Origin of the sequence: Pacificitalea manganoxidans (assembly GCF_002504165.1) — a bacterium.
Lineage (GTDB): Bacteria > Pseudomonadota > Alphaproteobacteria > Rhodobacterales > Rhodobacteraceae > Pacificitalea > Pacificitalea manganoxidans.
In genome coordinates this window covers 1,536,720-1,554,135 of sequence record NZ_CP021404.1, presented here as the reverse complement: position 1 = coordinate 1,554,135, position 17,416 = coordinate 1,536,720, and the positions used below count along the sequence as shown (strand labels likewise).

The 17,416-nt window shown below is 62.3% G+C and carries 15 protein-coding genes; all 15 read right to left on the bottom strand.

Annotated features, from left to right (window positions below):
- Positions 1-1,347, bottom strand: a complete 1,347-nt coding sequence (locus CBW24_RS07085) for an acetyl-CoA carboxylase biotin carboxylase subunit (RefSeq protein WP_097373124.1) — start codon at positions 1,345-1,347, stop codon at positions 1-3.
- Positions 1,344-1,811: an acetyl-CoA carboxylase biotin carboxyl carrier protein gene (locus CBW24_RS07080; protein WP_097373123.1), complete on the bottom strand. Its 468-nt coding sequence runs from the start codon at positions 1,809-1,811 to the stop codon at positions 1,344-1,346. The genes CBW24_RS07085 and CBW24_RS07080 overlap by 4 nt, the downstream gene beginning before the upstream one ends.
- Position 1,812: 1 nt before the next feature.
- The gene (locus tag CBW24_RS07075; protein WP_097373122.1) at positions 1,813-2,445 is read right to left on the bottom strand and encodes an RraA family protein; all 633 of its coding nucleotides are present in this window, start codon (positions 2,443-2,445) and stop codon (positions 1,813-1,815) included.
- Complete coding sequence (locus tag CBW24_RS07070; protein ID WP_097373121.1) at positions 2,442-3,683, bottom strand: pyridoxal phosphate-dependent aminotransferase; 1,242 nt, start codon at positions 3,681-3,683, stop codon at positions 2,442-2,444. The genes CBW24_RS07075 and CBW24_RS07070 overlap by 4 nt, the downstream gene beginning before the upstream one ends.
- 179 nt (positions 3,684-3,862) lie before the next feature.
- Positions 3,863-5,170: a TRAP transporter large permease gene (locus tag CBW24_RS07065; protein ID WP_088664358.1), complete on the bottom strand. Its 1,308-nt coding sequence runs from the start codon at positions 5,168-5,170 to the stop codon at positions 3,863-3,865.
- A gap of 6 nt (positions 5,171-5,176) precedes the next feature.
- The gene (locus CBW24_RS07060) at positions 5,177-5,689 is read right to left on the bottom strand and encodes a TRAP transporter small permease subunit (RefSeq protein ID WP_097373120.1); all 513 of its coding nucleotides are present in this window, start codon (positions 5,687-5,689) and stop codon (positions 5,177-5,179) included.
- A 69-nt stretch (positions 5,690-5,758) separates the two neighbouring features.
- A complete protein-coding gene (locus CBW24_RS07055) occupies positions 5,759-6,721 on the bottom strand; it encodes a TRAP transporter substrate-binding protein (RefSeq protein WP_097373119.1) in 963 nt (320 codons plus the stop codon).
- An 832-nt stretch (positions 6,722-7,553) separates the two neighbouring features.
- Positions 7,554-9,128 (bottom strand): sulfatase family protein, encoded by a 1,575-nt coding sequence (locus tag CBW24_RS07050; RefSeq protein WP_097373118.1) that lies wholly within the window; start codon positions 9,126-9,128, stop codon positions 7,554-7,556.
- Positions 9,125-11,056 (bottom strand): TRAP transporter permease, encoded by a 1,932-nt coding sequence (locus CBW24_RS07045; protein WP_097373117.1) that lies wholly within the window; start codon positions 11,054-11,056, stop codon positions 9,125-9,127. Before CBW24_RS07045 ends, CBW24_RS07050 begins: the two co-directional genes overlap by 4 nt.
- Positions 11,057-11,153: 97 nt before the next feature.
- Positions 11,154-12,134 (bottom strand): TAXI family TRAP transporter solute-binding subunit, encoded by a 981-nt coding sequence (locus CBW24_RS07040; RefSeq protein WP_232530251.1) that lies wholly within the window; start codon positions 12,132-12,134, stop codon positions 11,154-11,156.
- A gap of 104 nt (positions 12,135-12,238) precedes the next feature.
- Positions 12,239-13,174 (bottom strand): LysR substrate-binding domain-containing protein, encoded by a 936-nt coding sequence (locus tag CBW24_RS07035; RefSeq protein ID WP_088664364.1) that lies wholly within the window; start codon positions 13,172-13,174, stop codon positions 12,239-12,241.
- Between the two features lie 146 nt (positions 13,175-13,320).
- Positions 13,321-14,310 carry an NAD(P)H-quinone oxidoreductase gene (locus tag CBW24_RS07030; protein WP_097373115.1) on the bottom strand — a complete coding sequence of 330 codons (990 nt, stop codon included), beginning with the start codon at positions 14,308-14,310 and terminating at the stop codon, positions 13,321-13,323.
- A gap of 128 nt (positions 14,311-14,438) precedes the next feature.
- Positions 14,439-15,491: a TRAP transporter substrate-binding protein DctP gene (gene dctP / locus CBW24_RS07025; RefSeq protein ID WP_088664366.1), complete on the bottom strand. Its 1,053-nt coding sequence runs from the start codon at positions 15,489-15,491 to the stop codon at positions 14,439-14,441.
- A 73-nt stretch (positions 15,492-15,564) separates the two neighbouring features.
- Entirely contained in the window at positions 15,565-16,872 is a 1,308-nt protein-coding gene (locus CBW24_RS07020; RefSeq protein WP_097373114.1) for a TRAP transporter large permease, read from the bottom strand.
- On the bottom strand, positions 16,869-17,402 hold the full coding sequence (locus CBW24_RS07015; RefSeq protein ID WP_097373113.1) for a TRAP transporter small permease subunit: 534 nt from the start codon (positions 17,400-17,402) through the stop codon (positions 16,869-16,871). The genes CBW24_RS07020 and CBW24_RS07015 overlap by 4 nt, the downstream gene beginning before the upstream one ends.
- Between the last annotated feature and the right edge of the window lie 14 nt (positions 17,403-17,416).

The window sequence follows — 17,416 nt, the reverse complement described above, 5'->3', positions numbered from 1 at the left end:
TCAGGCTTCCTGAGCATCGAGTTGCTCGATAAAATGGATTGTCTGCGGGCCCTCCCGGAACGCGGGATGGCTCAGCAGGCGGCGGTGCAGGGGCGCATTGCTCTGAATGCCGTCGATATGCAGCGCCGCAAGGGCATCCATCATCCGAGAGATAGCCTCCATCCGGTCTCGGCCCGAGGTGACGAGTTTGGCCACGAGGCCGTCATAATAGGGTGGCACCTCCGCGCCGGGCTCGAGATGGGTCTCAACCCGGATGCCGTTCCCCGCCGGGGGAATAAAGTCGCGCACCCGGCCTGGCGTCGGCGCAAAAGTTTCGGGGTTTTCGGCGTTAATCCGACACTCGACGGCATGGCCGTGCAGGGAGATGCCTTCCTGGCTGAAGGTCAACCTTTCTCCGGCCGCGATGCGCAGTTGCCATTGCACGATGTCGATCCCGGTTATCGCCTCGGTCACGCAATGCTCGACCTGCAAACGGGTGTTCATCTCGATAAAGAACATCTCGCCATTCTGGTAAAGGAATTCGAAGGTCCCTGCCCCAACATAGCCGAGATCGCTGCAGGCACGCAGGCAAGCATCGGCAGTGTCGGCGATCAGTGCCCGGGAAACGCCCATTGCCGGAGCCTCCTCAATGACCTTCTGGTGCCGCCGCTGCATCGAACAGTCACGTTCCCAGAGGTGCACTGCATTGCCATGGGTGTCGGCGAGGATCTGAATTTCGACATGGCGCGGCTGGTTAAGAAAGCGCTCCATGAAAAGCGTCTCGTCGCCGAAGGCGCTGCGGGCCTCGGCGCGCGTCGTCTTCAGCGCCGCCGCAAGGTCGTCTGATTGGCGCACCACGCGCATGCCGCGACCGCCGCCTCCGTGAGCAGCCTTGATGATCACCGGGTAGCCAATCTCCGCAGCGACAAGGCGACAGGCGTCGAGGTCATCTGGCAACGGATCGCTGGTTCCAGGCACGCAGGGCACACCCGCGGCGGTCATGACGTTCCGGGCCGCAATCTTATCGCCCATCTTCGCGATGCACTCCGCATCTGGACCAACGAAGGTCAGGTCAGATTCAGAGCAGAGCGCCGCAAATTCGGGGTTCTCCGATAACAGGCCGTAACCGGGATGGACCGCATCGCAGTCGCTTGCCAGCGCAGCGGCGATGATCCGCGGCATGTTGAGGTAACTGTCTGTGGTTGCAGCCGGTCCGACGCAGATCGCGAGATCGGCGGCACGCACAAAGGAGGCTCCGGCATCCGCGATACTGTGGATCTGCACCGTCTCGATCCCGAGAGCGCGCGCGGCTCGCTGGATGCGCAGGGCAATCTCACCCCGGTTGGCAATAAGAAGGCGTTTGATCATGCCTCAGCCTCCCGGATCAGGAACAGCGGTTGCCCCGCGACCACCATCTCGCCAGCAGTGACAAGTACCTCCGCGACAATACCACCGTGCTCGCTGTCGATGTTGGTCATCATCTTCATTGCCTCGATGATTGCGAGCGTGCTTCCCGCGGCGATCTTGTCGCCGACGGTGACTAGGGCAGGCTCGTCCGGCGCTGCCGTCAGGTGCACGACCCCCGCCACCGGGGCGATGACGGGATGTGTCGCTATGTCTGCCGGTTCCGCCTGCACATTGGCCCGCGGCCCGGCGCCCTTGGTCCGAAGAGTGTCACCCGCCGGGGGCAACAAGGTCGAGCCGGAGGTGAAGCTTACATCGAGGCTCCAGTCCTCGCGCTGAATCCGAACAGCATCAAGCTGATAGGCTCTGCCAAGCCGAAGCAAGGCCTCGTATTCAGACAGGGTGAGGGGGACATTTCGCTGCGCCATCTTACTTCGCGTAGGCCCCGGCGTAGGTGCCCGCCTCAATCGAGGCGAGGATCTCGGCCTCCTTGCGTGCCTGGGCTTGCGTTGCGGCAAGGGTCGCGGGGGCCTCGTCGGGCCGGATCGCAACAATTCCATCGGCATCGCCTAGGACGATGTCGCCGGGATGGACCAGCATGCCGCCAACCGTCACAGGCACGTTGATCGCGCCCGGACCGTTCTTGTAGGGGCCGAGGTGAATGACGCTGCGCGCGAAGACCGGGAAGTCGCCGCCAGCGATCTCGTTAATATCGCGGATCGCACCGTCGAGCACAAAGCCGGCCGCGCCGCGCTTGCGGGCAATCGCCATCATGATGCCCCCGATCAGCGCGCGGTCCTCATGGCCCGCACCGTCGACGACGATGACGTCCCCTGGCTGAACAAGGTCAAGGGCGCGGTGGATGTAGGCATTGTCACCGGGTGCAGTCTTGACCGTCAGCGCCCGGCCAACCATCGGCGCGGAGCCATGAAACGGCCGCAGACCGACCGCGCCGCGCAGGCGATCAAGGTTGTCGCTTACATTGGCGACGGCGCATTTGCTGAATTCCATGATGAGTTCAAGGTCGGCCGACTGTGCGGCAAAGGAGGATGTCGAGGTCATGCGTAGTCTGCCTTTTCGAAAGCCTGTTGGGTGGCCGTCAGCTGTGACACCGCGGCGGCGATGGCCGCTACGCCGGCACGGATGGTTTCGTTGGAGGCGGCAAAGGACAGCCGCAAGAAACCCGGCGTGCCGTAGGACGTGCCGTCCATGACCGCGACCGACGCCTCGTCGAGCAGGTAATCCACAAGATCGATGTCGGTAGCGATGCTGCGGCCGTCAGACGTCACCGTGCCGAGCAGAGGGCGGACATCAGCGAAAACGTAGAAGGCGGCATCGGGCAGCGCGCAAGCGATGCCCGGCGCGGCGTTCAGCCCCTCGACGATGAGTTGACGCCGCTCGGCGTAGGCCTCGAGCATCTGCTCAACGGCAGGGTTTTCGGTCTCGAGCGCGACGGTCGCGGCAGTCTGGGCAAAGGCGCACGGGCAGCTGGTGGACTGGCTGAGCAGCTTGGTCACTGCTTTGATGACCTCGACGGGCCCGGCGGCATAGCCCACGCGCCAGCCGGTCATGGCATAGGCTTTGGACATGCCGTTGACCACCACGCAGCGGTCCCTCAGCCCCGGAGCGATAGCGGTTGGGGTGATGGTTCGGTGGTCGTCATAGAAGATTTTCTCGTAAATCTCGTCGGTCATCAGCGCGACCTGAGGGTGACGGTCCAGCACCGCGACCAACCCCAGCCATTCATCCCGGGTGTAGACCGCGCCGGTGGGGTTCGAGGGCGAGTTCACGATGAGCCAACGGGTGCGCTCGGTGATGGCTGCCTCAAGGATCTCGGGCGTTAGCTTGAAATCCACCTCGGGGCCGCAGGTGGTGATAACCGGAACACCGCCGTTGAGGGTCACGATGTCCGGATAGCTCACCCAGTAGGGCGTGGGCACGATCACCTCGTCGCCCTCGGAAAGCGTCGCCGCCAGCACCTCGAAGATGAGCTGCTTCGCGCCGTTGCCGATGACGATCTCGGCGGGAGCATAATCGACGCCGTTCTCGGTGGCGAGCTTGCGTGATACCGCCTCGCGCAGCGAGAGCTTGCCTTGGGCGGCGGTGTAGTGGGTGTCGCCTGCGCGCATGGCCTGTTCGGCGGCGTCAATGATGAAGGCGGGCGTGTCGAAATCGGGTTCGCCAAGGCAAAAGTCGAGGATGCTCCGACCAGCCGCTTCGAGCTCCAGCACGCGCTGTTTGGCGGCCATACTGGGCGAAGGTCGCAGCTGCTGCACCTTGGCGGAAATGGGGATCGGCATGGAAGAACCTCTTTGGTTTCTGGCGGTCGGGGGCCCTCCGAGTCTGTCGAAAGAGCCAAGTTCAGGTCTCTCCGGGCATGGTGTCCCGGTTGAGTTCAGGTGACACGGCTCCGGCAGGTGGCACGACTTTCCCGGCCCGTGCCCAAGGGCACGAGGCGCCGGGAGCGCGGAGCAAGCGGTCAGCCGGCTTTGACGAGGTCAGGAATGACCGAGACGATCCCGGGGAAGACCGCGATGGTAAGCACGAAGAGCAGCATGATGATGAAGAAGGGCAGCGCGGCGCGGACGATCTCCCCCAATGGCTTACGGGTCAGCCCCTGCAACACGAAGAGGTTCATTCCCACTGGCGGTGAGATCTGCGCCAGCTCCACCATCAGGATCAGAAAAATGCCAAACCAGAGGCTGTCGTAGCCCGCCGCAGTAACAAGCGGCAGCACGATCGGGATGGTCATCACAATGATCGACATACCCTCAAGAAAGCTGCCAAGCACGATGTAGACCACAATTAACAGTCCGATCAGCATCAGCGGAGACAGGTCCAACCCGTTGACGAAATCAGACACAGCGCGCGGCATCCCGAGAAAGCCCATCGCCATCGTCAGGAACGAGGCCGAGGCAATGATTAGCCCCAGCATCGACACCGTGCGCGAAGTCCCAATGGCGGCATCGCGAAGTGTTCGAACCGAGAGTGACTTTTCGAAGGCCATGATGACCACAGTGGCGAAGACCGCAAAGGCAGCGGCCTCGGTCGGGCTGGCGATGCCGCCATACATGGAACCGAGGACGGCGAGGATCAGCACGAGAAAGGGTAGCAACCGGGGCAGGCCCGAAAGGCGCAGCGCCCAAAGCGCCCTGCGCTCGATGGGCTCGACAGCGCCGACCACACTTGGGGTGAGCTTGGCACGGATGATGACATAGCCGACGAAGCACAGCGCCAGCAGAAGCCCCGGCAAGATACCGGCGGCAAAGAGCTGGAGCACCGAAGTCTGCGACAGCACGCCGTAGACGATCATGATAATCGACGGCGGGATGAGGAAGCCCAGCGTCCCGGCCCCCGCAAGCGTGCCCACCACCAGACGCTCTTCATAGCCCCGCGCCCGCAACTCGGGCACGGTGATGCGGCCGATGGAAGAAGTAGTGGCGGCGGACGAGCCCGAAATCAGCGCGAAAAGCGCACAGCCGAAGATGTTGGTGTGCAGCAGCCCGCCCGGCAGGTTGCGCAGCCAGGGATCCAGCGCGCTGAACACGCCATCGATGAACTTTGTGCGGAACAGCAGCTCGGCCATCAGGATGAACAGTGGCAGCGCCAACAACTCGGGTGAGGAAAGGCCATTCCAGATCGACTGTGCGAGCAACTTCTCAACCGGCACATTGCGGAAAATCTCGAGACTCAGGATGCCGATACCCGACAAGCCGAGTCCGACCCAAACGCCGGATCCGAGTAGCGCGAGCAGAATGGCAAAGGGAACAAGAACGGAAGCGGTCATTGCAGGTCAGTCCATGATCGGGGCGGGATCGTCCTCGCCCGTCGTGTCGAGTTCGGGTGCGCGGCCGAGCAACAGGGCAAGAAGCCTCAGCGTGATTTGCAGTGTCAGCACAACACAGCCGAGGACGACAAAGGCGGCGGGGATGATGAGCGGGGTGTCGGTCGTGGTGCCGGCGGTGCGGCCCGAGGTCAGGTAGCCGAGCGCCAACTGCGTCATTGCGCTGGTCAGGAACAGAGCGATGGCAAGGCCGATCACCCCGCTAATCCATTCGAAGGCGCGCGGGATGAGGGCACGCAGCAGGGTCACCCGGATATGCCCACCGGTCCGTAGCGTCCAACCCGCCCCGAGGAAGACGGCCGAGATGTGGATGAAGACAGAGTATTCCCAGACGAAATGCAGGCTGATCCCCGCGAACTTGCGCAGGAAGATCTCAACAACGATCATCACAACGATGCCGCAGATTGCCAGCCCTGACAGTTGCGCGAGGGCGTAGGACAGACGGTCGATGGCCTTGATCATGGCGGGTCTTTCCTTAGGTTCGAAACGCCGCGGGCCGAGGACGGCCCACGACGCTTATGCACCGGAGCCTCAGCGCGACTGGAAGCCTTCGACCACGGCGGTCGCCTCATCCCCGAGCTCTTCGAGCACAGCGGCTCGCAACGGCGCGGCACGTTTCGCCATCTCGGCACGCAGCTCGTCCGAAATCGGCGCGAGGGTCATTCCGTTCTCTTCGACAATAGCCATGTTGCGCGCGTCCTCATCCTGCGCGGCCTGCCAGAAGTCCGGTTGGAGGGTTTTGGCAACTTCGGTGATTGCCTTCTGGTCGGCCTCGTCCAGCTCGTTCCAGCTGTCGAGGTTCACAGTCATGGCATTCAGATTCCACGTCTGGCGGGTCGGATATCCGTAGTCCAGGAATTCCCAGAACGAGCCGTCCACGGCGGAGGGCGACGAGGTCGCGACTGCATCGATGGCGCCGGCGGCCAGTGATGGGATCACCTCGCCCCAAGGCAACTGCACAGGGGTCATGCCAGCCGAGTCGAACACATCGGTCGAGGACCGGTCATAAGAGCGGATCTTTATGCCTTCGAGCGAAGCCAGATCGGTAACCTCGGTCTTGGTCCAGATCTGCTGCTGCGGCCAGGGGATGGTGTAGAGCAGCTTTTGATTGTTATCTTCCATGATCGCGGAGAGCTGGTCGCGGAAATAAGCTTCGAACTCGGCCAGCTCTTCAAAGGAGGAGATGAAGTAAGGCAACGAAGTCAGGCCGAGCAGCGGCTCATCACCGATCTGCTGATTCAGAAGCATGTCGCCGATAGGCACGAGACCGTCGCGAACGGCACCGAGCATCTCGGGGCCCTTAAAGCCGAGCGCACCGCCCGGGTGCAGGGTGATCTCGACGCGACCATCAGTAGCCTCGTCGACCTTCGCGGCAAAGGTTCCGGCGGCCACCGAAATGTAGTTTTCGGCCGGCCACGCTAGCGGCAGGTCCCAGGTTTCGGCTGTCGCGGGGGCGGCTGCCAGCGTTGCGAGCATGAGGCTGCGGTAAAGCATGTTCGTATCCCTGAAGTTGGCGTTTTTTATAGAAAGCGGGTGCCATCGGAACCTAGAGAAGCCGTGGTAGCAAAAAAAGAGAATATAATTAGCCAAATTACATTCCTAAAAGCGATTAGACCAACTTCAGGGCGCTAAGGGCCTATCTCTAGGTAACGGCGCAGAGGTGGCGGCTGCTAACGATTTGAACGGACGCCTGCACTATGCAGAGGGTGTCGACTGCCATTGAAAACTGAAATCGAATTTCCACCAAAGTTTGATCCACCCTCAGCTTTGCGTCGTTGTCCATGACACGATTAATGCTGCAAGCCGCCTAATGACGAAATTGCCGAATGCGATGCCCTGAGCATCCGTATCCAGAATGGCGGTAGCCTTATCCTTGCGCTGCAGCGACCGCCTGAAACTCGCGCGTAAAAATAACCGCGCAAAGCTGCTCTTTCCGACGCTGTTAAGACTATAATGTTCGTTGCTTGAGGCTCAAAGGTGACTTGAGATACCCGTAATCTGGATTCTTTTTGACCTCTGGCATCAGGCGCAACCAAATTGTCACCGGCGTCGCCAAACGTCGATCACGTCAATCTCCAAAACTTGTCGGAATGCCAGATCTTCAAAATTTATTTAGGATTGTAATGCCGCTGGTTTGGCGAGTTATGAATACCCGTGCATTCTCAATTGGGCAGTTGGTCACGTGCGCCACTCGGGCCTCTCAGTCGGAAACGGCCTACGATGCGCTTTAAACGCACGATTAGCATCTCCACCTTTTTTCGGAGCTTGCAGGAGATCGTGTGGTCGGTGGCCTACGCGGCCCGCTCAGATACGGACCGCCAGCCCATCACGCGCGTCCGGTCGGCATGGGCGAGCGGTTCACATGCGCCAGTTCCGCGCGGATTAGCTCCTCCATCAGGCGGAGCTTGTCGGACTGAACCTCCGGAGCGTCCCAGAGGTTACAAAACTCGCCGGGGTCGGTGTCGAGATCGTAAAGCTCGCCCCAGTCCAGATCTTGTAGCACCGAAAGCCGGTAGCGGGCATCGCGGATCGTGTGGATATTTGGCGGCACGCCGATCTCGTCCATCGCTTTTTGGTGCGCATATTGCACGAAGGCCGCTTGGCGGGTCTTTGCCCCGAAAAGATCAAGCCCTTGCATTCCGAACGCGGGCTCGATCCGGGCGCGTTCGAGGATGGTGGTGCCGATGTCGTGGGTTTGGCCGATGCGGCCGGTGCGGACGTCTGCCTCACCGTCCGGGTCGGCCCAGAGGAAGGGCACCCGCGTGATCTGCTCATATTGCTCGGCGCCCTTGAACAGAAGGCCGTGATCGCCGAGGTGATCGCCGTGATCGGAAGTAAAGATCTCCACCGTCCGATCCGCGCGGCCCGACGCCTGCAACGCCGCCTGCACCTGACCCACCGCATCGTCGATCATGGTGATCATACCGCAGGTCAGCGCCTGCGCCTCCTGCGCCTCGCGGGCCGAGCAGCCGACAGCATTCATGCCGTTCAGGTCTGCACGACCGTCCCGCCGGGCCTTCTGAACGCCTGCCACATGGGGTGGCGGGGTCCAGTCGTCGCGTCGGAATGCCTCCGGCACCGCGAAGTCATCGGGGTCATACATGCCCCAATATTTGCCCGGCGGATTGAACGGGTGGTGCGGGTCCGGCCAGCTGATCATCAGGAAAAACGGGGCTTCGTCGTCCTTATGCGCCTCGATATACGCCGCGGCGCGCTCCGCGATATAGCTCGTCGAGTAGAGCTCCGCCGGGACCGCCGTGCGCACCGCCTGCGGGCAAGTGTAGTCGTGCGGCAACTGGTTCTCGGGGCCGATCAGGCTGGCGGCCTCCGGTTCGCGCTCCGACAGCCAAGCGGCGTAGTCGCCGCCAATATGATCGCCGTGGCCTGTCACCAGTTCCACATGATCGTAGCCATAGAACGGCGTCGGCACCTTGGGGTGCGGGCCAGACCAGAACTTGGGCTCTTCGACCTTATAGGCCGGGTCATCCAGATCGTGCCGCACCGCTTCTGCCAGCCCGCCACCAGCCCGGACATATCCGTCGCGCGTGGGCGGGATCTGCAGTGTTGCTGGCGCGCCGGTAAAGGTTTGCAGGTGGCTCTTGCCGATCAGGGCAGTGTTGTAGCCCGCTTCCTTCAGCAATTCGACAAAGGTCACGTTCTTTCGGTCCAGCGGGACGCCATTCATCGTCACACCATGGCTGGACGGCATGCGACAGGTCATCAGGCTGGCGCGATTGGGCATGCAGACCGGGCTGGCGACATAGAAGCTGTCGAAGGCCACCCCGCGCGCAGCAATATCGTCGATATTCGGCGTCTGCAGGACCGGATGGCCATAGCAACCCAAATAGTCGGCGCGGTGCTGATCGGTGACGAAGAGGATGAAGTTGGGGCGCTTGCTCATGCGGCCGTCTCCTTGGTCTTGGGGGCCAGCGTGTGGCGATACGCCACCAGCGCCAGTCCGATGGCGAGGCCGCCGAGTTCTGCGAAGATCATGGGGGTCAGCAGCGCAATGGTCACACCAAGCCGCGCCAGACGCTCCCACAGGCTCAGTTTGCCCCGGTCGAACCCGATCAGCGCGCTGGTGCAGAAATAGAGCGCCACCAGCAGGAAGAAGATCGCCGGGATCACCACCGCCAGATCGGTTTCGCCGATGCCCAGCAGAAGTGCATCGTCAAAGGCCCAGGCGAAGGGGATCAGGAACATCATCGCGCCGATCCGGGTGGAGGCCACCGCGGTCGCAATGGGACGGCCACCGGAGACGCTCGCCGCAGCAAAAGCGGTCAGTGCGACGGGGGGCGTGATACCGGCGGCGACGCCGAAGAAAAACACGAACATATGCGCCGCCAGCAGGTCCATGCCGAAGCCCTGCAATGTCGGGCCCATGACCGAAATGATGGCGATATAGGCGGGCAGCGTCGGCATGCCCATGCCAAGGATGATGCAGCCCGCCGCAGCGATCAGCAGCGCGATCAGCAACGAGTTGCCCGACGCGGTGGAGAGCAGCACCGCGAAACTGGTGGGCACGCCGGTGGCCGACAGGGTCGAGACGACGATGCCCACGATGGCAATGGCCACGGCCAGTTGCCCGATGGTCTTGCCGCCCTCGGCAAGCGCGGCGATCAGCATCTGCGGCTTGCGGCGCACCTGAGGGTTGATGAAGCTGAGCGGCACCAAAAGCAGGATCGCCGCGATGGACGCACCGGCGGCGGACAGCCCGCTAACCAGCAACCAGACAATGACAAAGATCGGGCCAAAGACCAGCACGAGGTTGACCCAGTCCTGCAAGGCCGGTGGGGGCACGCTCACATCGTCGTCGCCAACTTGGATGTCGAGCTTCTGCGCCTCGAAATAAACCGCAAGGAACAGCGACAGGTAATAGGCGACAGCCGGAATGATCACAGCCAGCACCACAGTCAGATAGCTGACGCCGACGATATCGGCCATCACCAACGCCGCCGCGCCCATGATCGGCGGCAGGATCTGCCCGCCGGTCGAGGCCGTGGCCTCCACCGCACCGGCGAAATTGGCGTTGAACCCGCGCTTGCGGATCATCGGAATGGTGACGACCCCTGTGCCAACCACGTTGGCGACGGCAGAGCCGGACACAGTGCCAAAGAGCGCCGAGGCGAGGATCGCGGCATAGGCCGGGCCGCCTTTGAATTTCTTCATCAGATGGAACGAGATGCGGATCATCGACCCACCCGCGCCGCACCCCTCCAGAATGGCGCCGAGGATGATAAAGGGCAGCACCGTGGTCAGCACCACGCCCATGATCGAGCCAAGAATGCCTTGGTCGCTGTCGTACCAGATATTGGCCGAGATCGTATCATAGATGTCCGATGGCGCCGTCCGAAGCGGTCCGGGCCAGTATTGCCCCGTGGCGAGATACAGCAGCGCAAGACCGCCAAGCACAGCAATCGGTGCGCCCCACAGGATCCAACAGGCCCAGAGCGACAGCGCGGCAGCGGCCAGCGCCACATACATCTCGCGCGGGCCGAAGAAGATCACCGAGTTGGCGATGATCTGACCGATCCGATAGTAGTCGTAGCAGACATAGCTGACCACCACGGCGGCCACGGCGTAGGCCCCCAAGTGAAGCGGCGACAACCGTCCCCGACCGGCGCGCCGCTCGGCATCTGCGGCCAGAAAGACCAGGATCGACAGCCAGTAAAACAGCGGCCGGAACCATTCCACCGGAAACGGCCCGATGCGGGGCAGCACATTGTAGGTGGGCATCACGTTGGCAAGGCCGGAAAGGGCGATGATCAGCCCGATGGCATAGACGGAATACCCGGCGGTGCGCTTTGCACCGCTCGAATGGGGGGTCATGGCGGTCTCCTCGACGAGATCGGCTCAGGGGGGCTTTGGGGGCTTTGGGGGCTTGGAGTGTCCAGCCGCGACGCGTGGCGCAGCTGGACCGAAGGGATCAGGGCATCAGATTGGCAGGAATCTCGATGCCGGCTTCCTCATAGTAGCGCACAGCACCCGGATGCAGGGGCGCATTGGTGCCGCCAAAGCGATTGTCGATATCGATCGTCCGCATCAGCGCATTGGCGTTCATCATCGATTCCAGATTTTCCCAATATGCCTTGGTCAGCGCATAGGCGGTGTCGTCGTCCATGTCCTTGTGCACCGCCATCATCATCGAGGTTGCGGCGGTGGTCAGGTCGGTATCGCCCGTGACGTTCCCCGAATAGGTTCCGGCGGGGATCTGGGTTTTGACCAAAGCACCCTTGGTGAGGGCCTCGGTCCAGGCGTCGGTGGACAGCACCTCGTCCGGAACGCCAAGAATGCGGATCTCGCGTTGCAGGCTAAGTTCGTTCAGCGCCTGGCTGCCGACAGCCGCCAAGGCGACATAGACATCGAACTGGCCATCCTGAAACGACTGCTGCGCGGCCCCCCATGGCGCACGGACGCCCTCGTAGTCGTTACCGGCCGCAAGGCCACCAGAGGCCGCGGTGATCATCCCTTGGATCTGGCCGCTGGCTGCACCGGCCGGTGGGCCGATATAAACCCGCTTGCCTGCAAGATCGCCCCAGTCCTCTACGCCGCTGTCGGCCCAGGTGATGGCGTGCAGGGTTCCGCCCGGAAACCCGAAAAGGGCCCGTACGTTTTCGGCCATTGCCTTGGCTTGGTCCCCCTGATCGGCATAGGGGCCGACGCCGCGCGACATCGCCCCGAATGCTGGCGGCGGCACAACAGCCATATCGATCCGTCCCGCTGCCAGTTTCAGCGCCGACCGGGTCAGCGTCTGGCCAAGCACCACCTGCAACGAGATGCCCTCCTCGGCGGCAAACTGGGCATAGGTCTGCGGCACGATACCGGTGAGCGAAGCCGCGCCCCCACCTTCGAGGCTGAGCGATTGCGCCTGCGCGACGGTTGCGCCTGCGGCCAAGGTTGCCGCCACAAGAAGTCCTTTAACGAGATGCACGTGTGAATCCTCCCATACACTGCGTATCACCACGACACATGTCATATCGAATTCGCGACGTAAAATTCATAAAACGCGATCTAAGATACCATTTTCGGCATTAAGGGCGTATTCAGGATCGTCTCCACAAGCTTTCCGGCGCCCGATCCAAGGCGCAGTTCGGGATTTGTCGTCAAACCCACCGGTCCCCGCATCGCGTCTTTTGCTATGTCGAGATGAACGAACGCGCCGCTCTCCAACTCGGCTTGAACGACGCCGCGCGGCATGACGGCGACGCAGTCCGTGCGGGCGACGTAGGACCGCTGGAAATCTGACGATGTGGTTTCAACCACGTCGGGCAGTTCCGACACGCCCTGCCCCGATAGATACCGCGACAATTCTTGCCGGATGATCGTGCCTTCGGGCGGCAGCAGGGTTGGAAAGGTCAGCGCCTCCTCCAGCGTCGCTTGCCCGCCGGAGAGCGGATGCCCCCCGCGAACAACAAAAACCAGCGGCTCATCAAAAAGCGCCCTGAAGACCAGCCCACGCATATCTTCGCTGGAGGATAACCGCCCAATCACGAAGTCGGTCTCTCCGCGTCTGAGGCTGTCCAACAGGCCTGCGTTTGTGCCTGGGCTTACCCGCACCCTGACGCTGGGATATTCGCTTTTGAAGACCTGCACGATGGCCGGAAGGAATTGCGAGCACACGTTCGGCAACGCCCCAATCCGAACGATTTCGTCCGACAGAACCTCTCCGGTGACGGAGCGCACGCCCTGAAATATCCGCAGCAGTCCGGATTCCGTCGCTTCCAGAAACGTCCGACCGCGTGGTGTCAGTTCCGCGCCTCTGGTGGACCGATCAAACAGATCATGCCCCAGCACCTGTTCAAGTTCGCGCACACTGCGACTGACTGCGGGCTGCGTTAGGCCGAGATCCTCGGCGGCTAGCACGAAACTTTTCTTTCGGGCCACCGCCACGAAACACCGAAGCTGACGCAGCCTGACCTTCTTAGCCGCCGCAAGTAATTCATGCATAATTTGCTATCCACTTGGCGTTGTCACCAATCTTTGATAGCACAGAAGGTATATTGAGCGAGGCGAAATCTGCAAACGCGGTCGTATGATACCTCTGCGTCGCGAACGGCGCAGACGGCCCTCAGATGGCGCCTCCGAGGATGTTGCTACGCCACCTGTAACACGATCTTGCCGATATGCTCGGACGTCTCCAGCCGCGCGTGGGCTTCGGCGGCCTTGTCCAGAGGATAGACCGAGTCCATTACCGGCGCGATGCGACCCGCCTCCAGATGTGGCCAAGCCTCAGTCAGCAGCGCCTCGGCGATCCTGGCCTTCGCTGCATCGCTTTGGGGTCGCAGGGTGGAGCCGGTGATGGTCAGCCGCCGGGTCATGAGCTGGGTCATGTTGAGCTGCATCTCGGCGCCCTGCAGGAAAGCGATTTGCACAAGACGCCCGTCATCTGCCAAAGCATCCAAGTTGCGCGCCATATAGGGGCCGCCCACCATGTCGAGGATGAGATGCGCACCGCCCTCGGCCTTCATGACCTCGACATAATCGGTATCACGGTAGTTGATCGCCCGCTCCGCGCCCAGCGCCTTGCAAGTTTCGCATTTCACAGGCGATCCGGCGGTGGCGAACACCTGTGCGCCGCGCAACGCGGCAAGCTGGATCGCGGTCGTGCCGATCCCCGACGAGCCACCGTGGACAAGAAAACGCTCCCCCGCCTTTAGGCCCCCGCGCATGAATACGTTGGTCCAAACCGTGTAGTAGGTCTCGCACAGCGCCGCGGCCTGCGCCATCGACAGGCCCTTGGGCACCGGCAGGGCGTGGTCGGCATGGGTCACGGCATAGTCCGCGTAACCGCCACCGGGCAGCAACCCGGTCACCGCATCGCCCACCTGCCAACGGGTTACGCCCTCGCCCAGAGCGGCGACATGGCCCGCGCCTTCTAGGCCGGGGATCGGCGAGGCACCGGGGGGCGGGGCGTAATTGCCCGCGCGCTGCAACGCGTCGGGACGGTTCACACCGGCATGGCTGAGCCGGATCAGGATCTGCCCCGGACCGGGCTGCGGCACGGGCCGGGTGGCGGATTGCAGCACCTCGGGCCCACCGTATTGCGAAATTTCGACTACACGCATGGTTTTGGGAAGGTGCATTGGTCAGCCTCGGCATGTGGGGCATGTGCCCGGGCGCCGGTATCAAAACGCGGCTTTGCGCATCGCCTGATGAGCGACATGATGGAGAGGTGGCTAAGGGGCCCGCAATGGGCCCCCGCCCTGTGGGGTCAGGCCTTGCCGGTCAGACGCATGAATTCGTGCAGCAACTCGGCCACGCGGCCCGAATAGTCGGGGTCACGCTCGGCGAACTCGTCGACCACTTCCATCGACTTGACGCGAAGCTCCTCGACCACGGCGGGGTCGAGATTGGTGATCTCGCCGCCAAGCTCATTGACGAACTCGTCCTTACGCACGAGATCCTGATGCAGGAAATGCGCGCTGGCATCGGCGCTGGTGGCCCGGACGACCTCGTTGAAGGTCGCCTTCAGATCGTCGCCAATCGCGTTCCACGGCTCCATGCCGACCATGACCTCGCCATTTAGCTGGCTCACAAGATCGGGCTGAACGATATACTTGGTCACTTCCTGGAAGTTCATGCCCCAACCGGTCGAGATCGAGCCCCAATGCGCCCCTTCGACAACGCCGGTTTGCAGCGCCTGATAAAGCTCGCCGCCCGGGATCGACACTGGCGAGGCGCCCATCTTCTCGAACACCATCGCGGCGGTGCCGGTGGAGCGCACACGCCAACCAGCGAAGTCTTCCTTGGTCACCAGCGGGCGGTTGGAATAGAGCGCCAGACCGGCATAGGACACGGGGCCTGCCTGATAGACACCCTGTTCGGCATAGGCCTCGCGGATGATATCCAGCGCGCCCATCTCATACATGAACATGTGCATTTCTTCGTGGCTGCCGAAGGTGCCGATATTGCCGTTGAGATGGCCCGCGACGGGGATCCGCCCCATCCAGTAGGACGGGTAGATGAACGCGCTTTCCAGCAGCCCGCGGCGGACCGCGTTCAGCACTTCGCCGGTGGGCACGATGCCGTCGTTCTGGACGGGTTCGATGGTCAGCTCGCCGCCGGTGGCCTCGGTCACGCGGTTGGCGAAGTTGACGAAAACGTCCTCGTAATACCAGTTGCCCGTAGGCCAGTGGGTCTGCATCCGCCAGGTGGTCTTGCCTTGGGCGATGGCCGCGGGCGCGGCCAGAACCGAGCCGACACCCGCTGCCGCACCTGCGGTCAGAAGGTTTCGCCGGGAAAGCGACTGCTTGTTCAACGTCATGTTAGGTCCTCCACTAACGTTAAGGGACCGCTCCGCATAACTCCTCCTGCGGGGCGGCGGCTGCCGAAACGGGTCAGAGCCGCTTCGGAAGATCGGTGAAACTGGTGATGATTTGCGGGAACACGAAGATCAGCGCCCCGGTCAAAAGCATGAGCAGGAAGAAGGGGGTGATCGCGCGGTAGATCGCGCTGATCGGCGTCTCCGGGCTCAGGATCTTCAGGTAGAACAGGTTATAGCCGAACGGCGGCGAGATGTATCCGATGCACAGGTTCAACTGGAACAGGATGCAGAACCAGATCGGATCGAAGCCAAGTTCGACCACGATGGGAAAGAAGATCGGCAGCATCAGCAGGATGATCCCGATCGGGTCGAGAAACATGCCCAGCACCAGGGTCACGGCCTGCAGGATCACGATCATCATCAGCGGCGACACGTCGAGGTCGCGCAGGAAGTTCTGCATGAAGGTTGTGCCCCCTGCCCCGCCGTAGACGGCGATGAAGGCGCTGGCGCCAAAGACGATCCAGATCACCATCCCGGTCATCGCGGCGGTCTCGTAGCTGACGGTTTTGATGTAGGTCCAGTTCAGTTCCCGCCGGATCGCGACCGAAATGACCACGGCGGCGGCACCGACGGCGGCGGCCTCGGTCGGGGTGGCGATGCCGGCAAAGATCGAGATCAACACCGACAGGATGATGACGAGCGGCAAAAAGACCGACCGCAGGGCGCGCACCCGCTCGCGCAGCGGCGCTACCTCCGCGGCGCCGGGGGCCAGTTCGGGCCGCATGTAGCTGCGGAGCGCGACATAGGCGAGGAACATGCCCAGCAGCAGCAACCCCGAAACCAGACCGCCCAAGAACAGCCGCCCGACAGACTGGCCGGTCTGCATGCCGATGATGATCAGCGTGATCGATGGCGGGATAAGGATGCCCAGCGTCCCGGAGGCGCCGATGGTGCCCAGAACAAAGGACCGGTCGTAGCCGCGCTTGTCCATTGCCGGGATGCCGACAAGGCCGGTCGTCATGGTCGAGGCCGCGCAGCTACCGGTCATCGCAGAAAGCGTCGCGGCGAACCCTGCGGTGCCCAGCAGCAGACCGCCATTGGTGCGGCCCGACCAGAGATAAAAGGCATGGTATAGGTCATGCGCGATCTTTGAGCGTGCCAGCGCCACCCCGATGAAAACAAACAACGGGATCGCCGATAGCAGGATCGACCACATGGAGCCGAACATCGTCGTGACAATGGAATACATGCCGTAGCTGCCAAAGGTCAGCAGGCCAAAGATCACGGCGGTGCCGCCCATCGCAAAGGCCAGCGATACGCCGGACAGGATGGCGACAAGCACCATTCCGAACATGCCAATGGTGAGGATTTCAGCGCTCATAGAATTTCGCTCCCCTGTGCGTCGGCGGGACCAATATCGGCGTCGGGATTGACGATCAGCACCAGCGAGCGGACCGCCTCGATCACCCCCTGGACGGTAATGAGCAGCGCGCCCAGAAACAGCGAAAGCTTGATCGGCCACATGGGGTGGCGCAGCACGCTGTCGTCCAGTTCGTTGAAGCGCCAAGCGTCCTCGAACAGCCAGAAGCCTTCCCAGACCAGAACGACGCCCCAGACGATGAGGAAGGCGCAGTTGACCAGATCGAGAAAGGCGTTGAACCGTGGCGACGCGGTGCCCAGCAGCAGGTCCACACGGACATGGTTGCGGCGGATCAGCGTATAGGCGCCCACCATCACGAAATAGGCGCCAAAGATGCGCTGGGTGTAGCCATGCGCCCAGATCGTAGGCGCGCCAAAGACATACCGGGCGACCACCTCCCAGCACAGAACGACGATGCCGATCCAAATCAGGAAGGACACCGCCTTGCCGATCAGCACATTGATGTATTCGATACGTCTGAGCAGTTTCATGTCACGACCTTTCG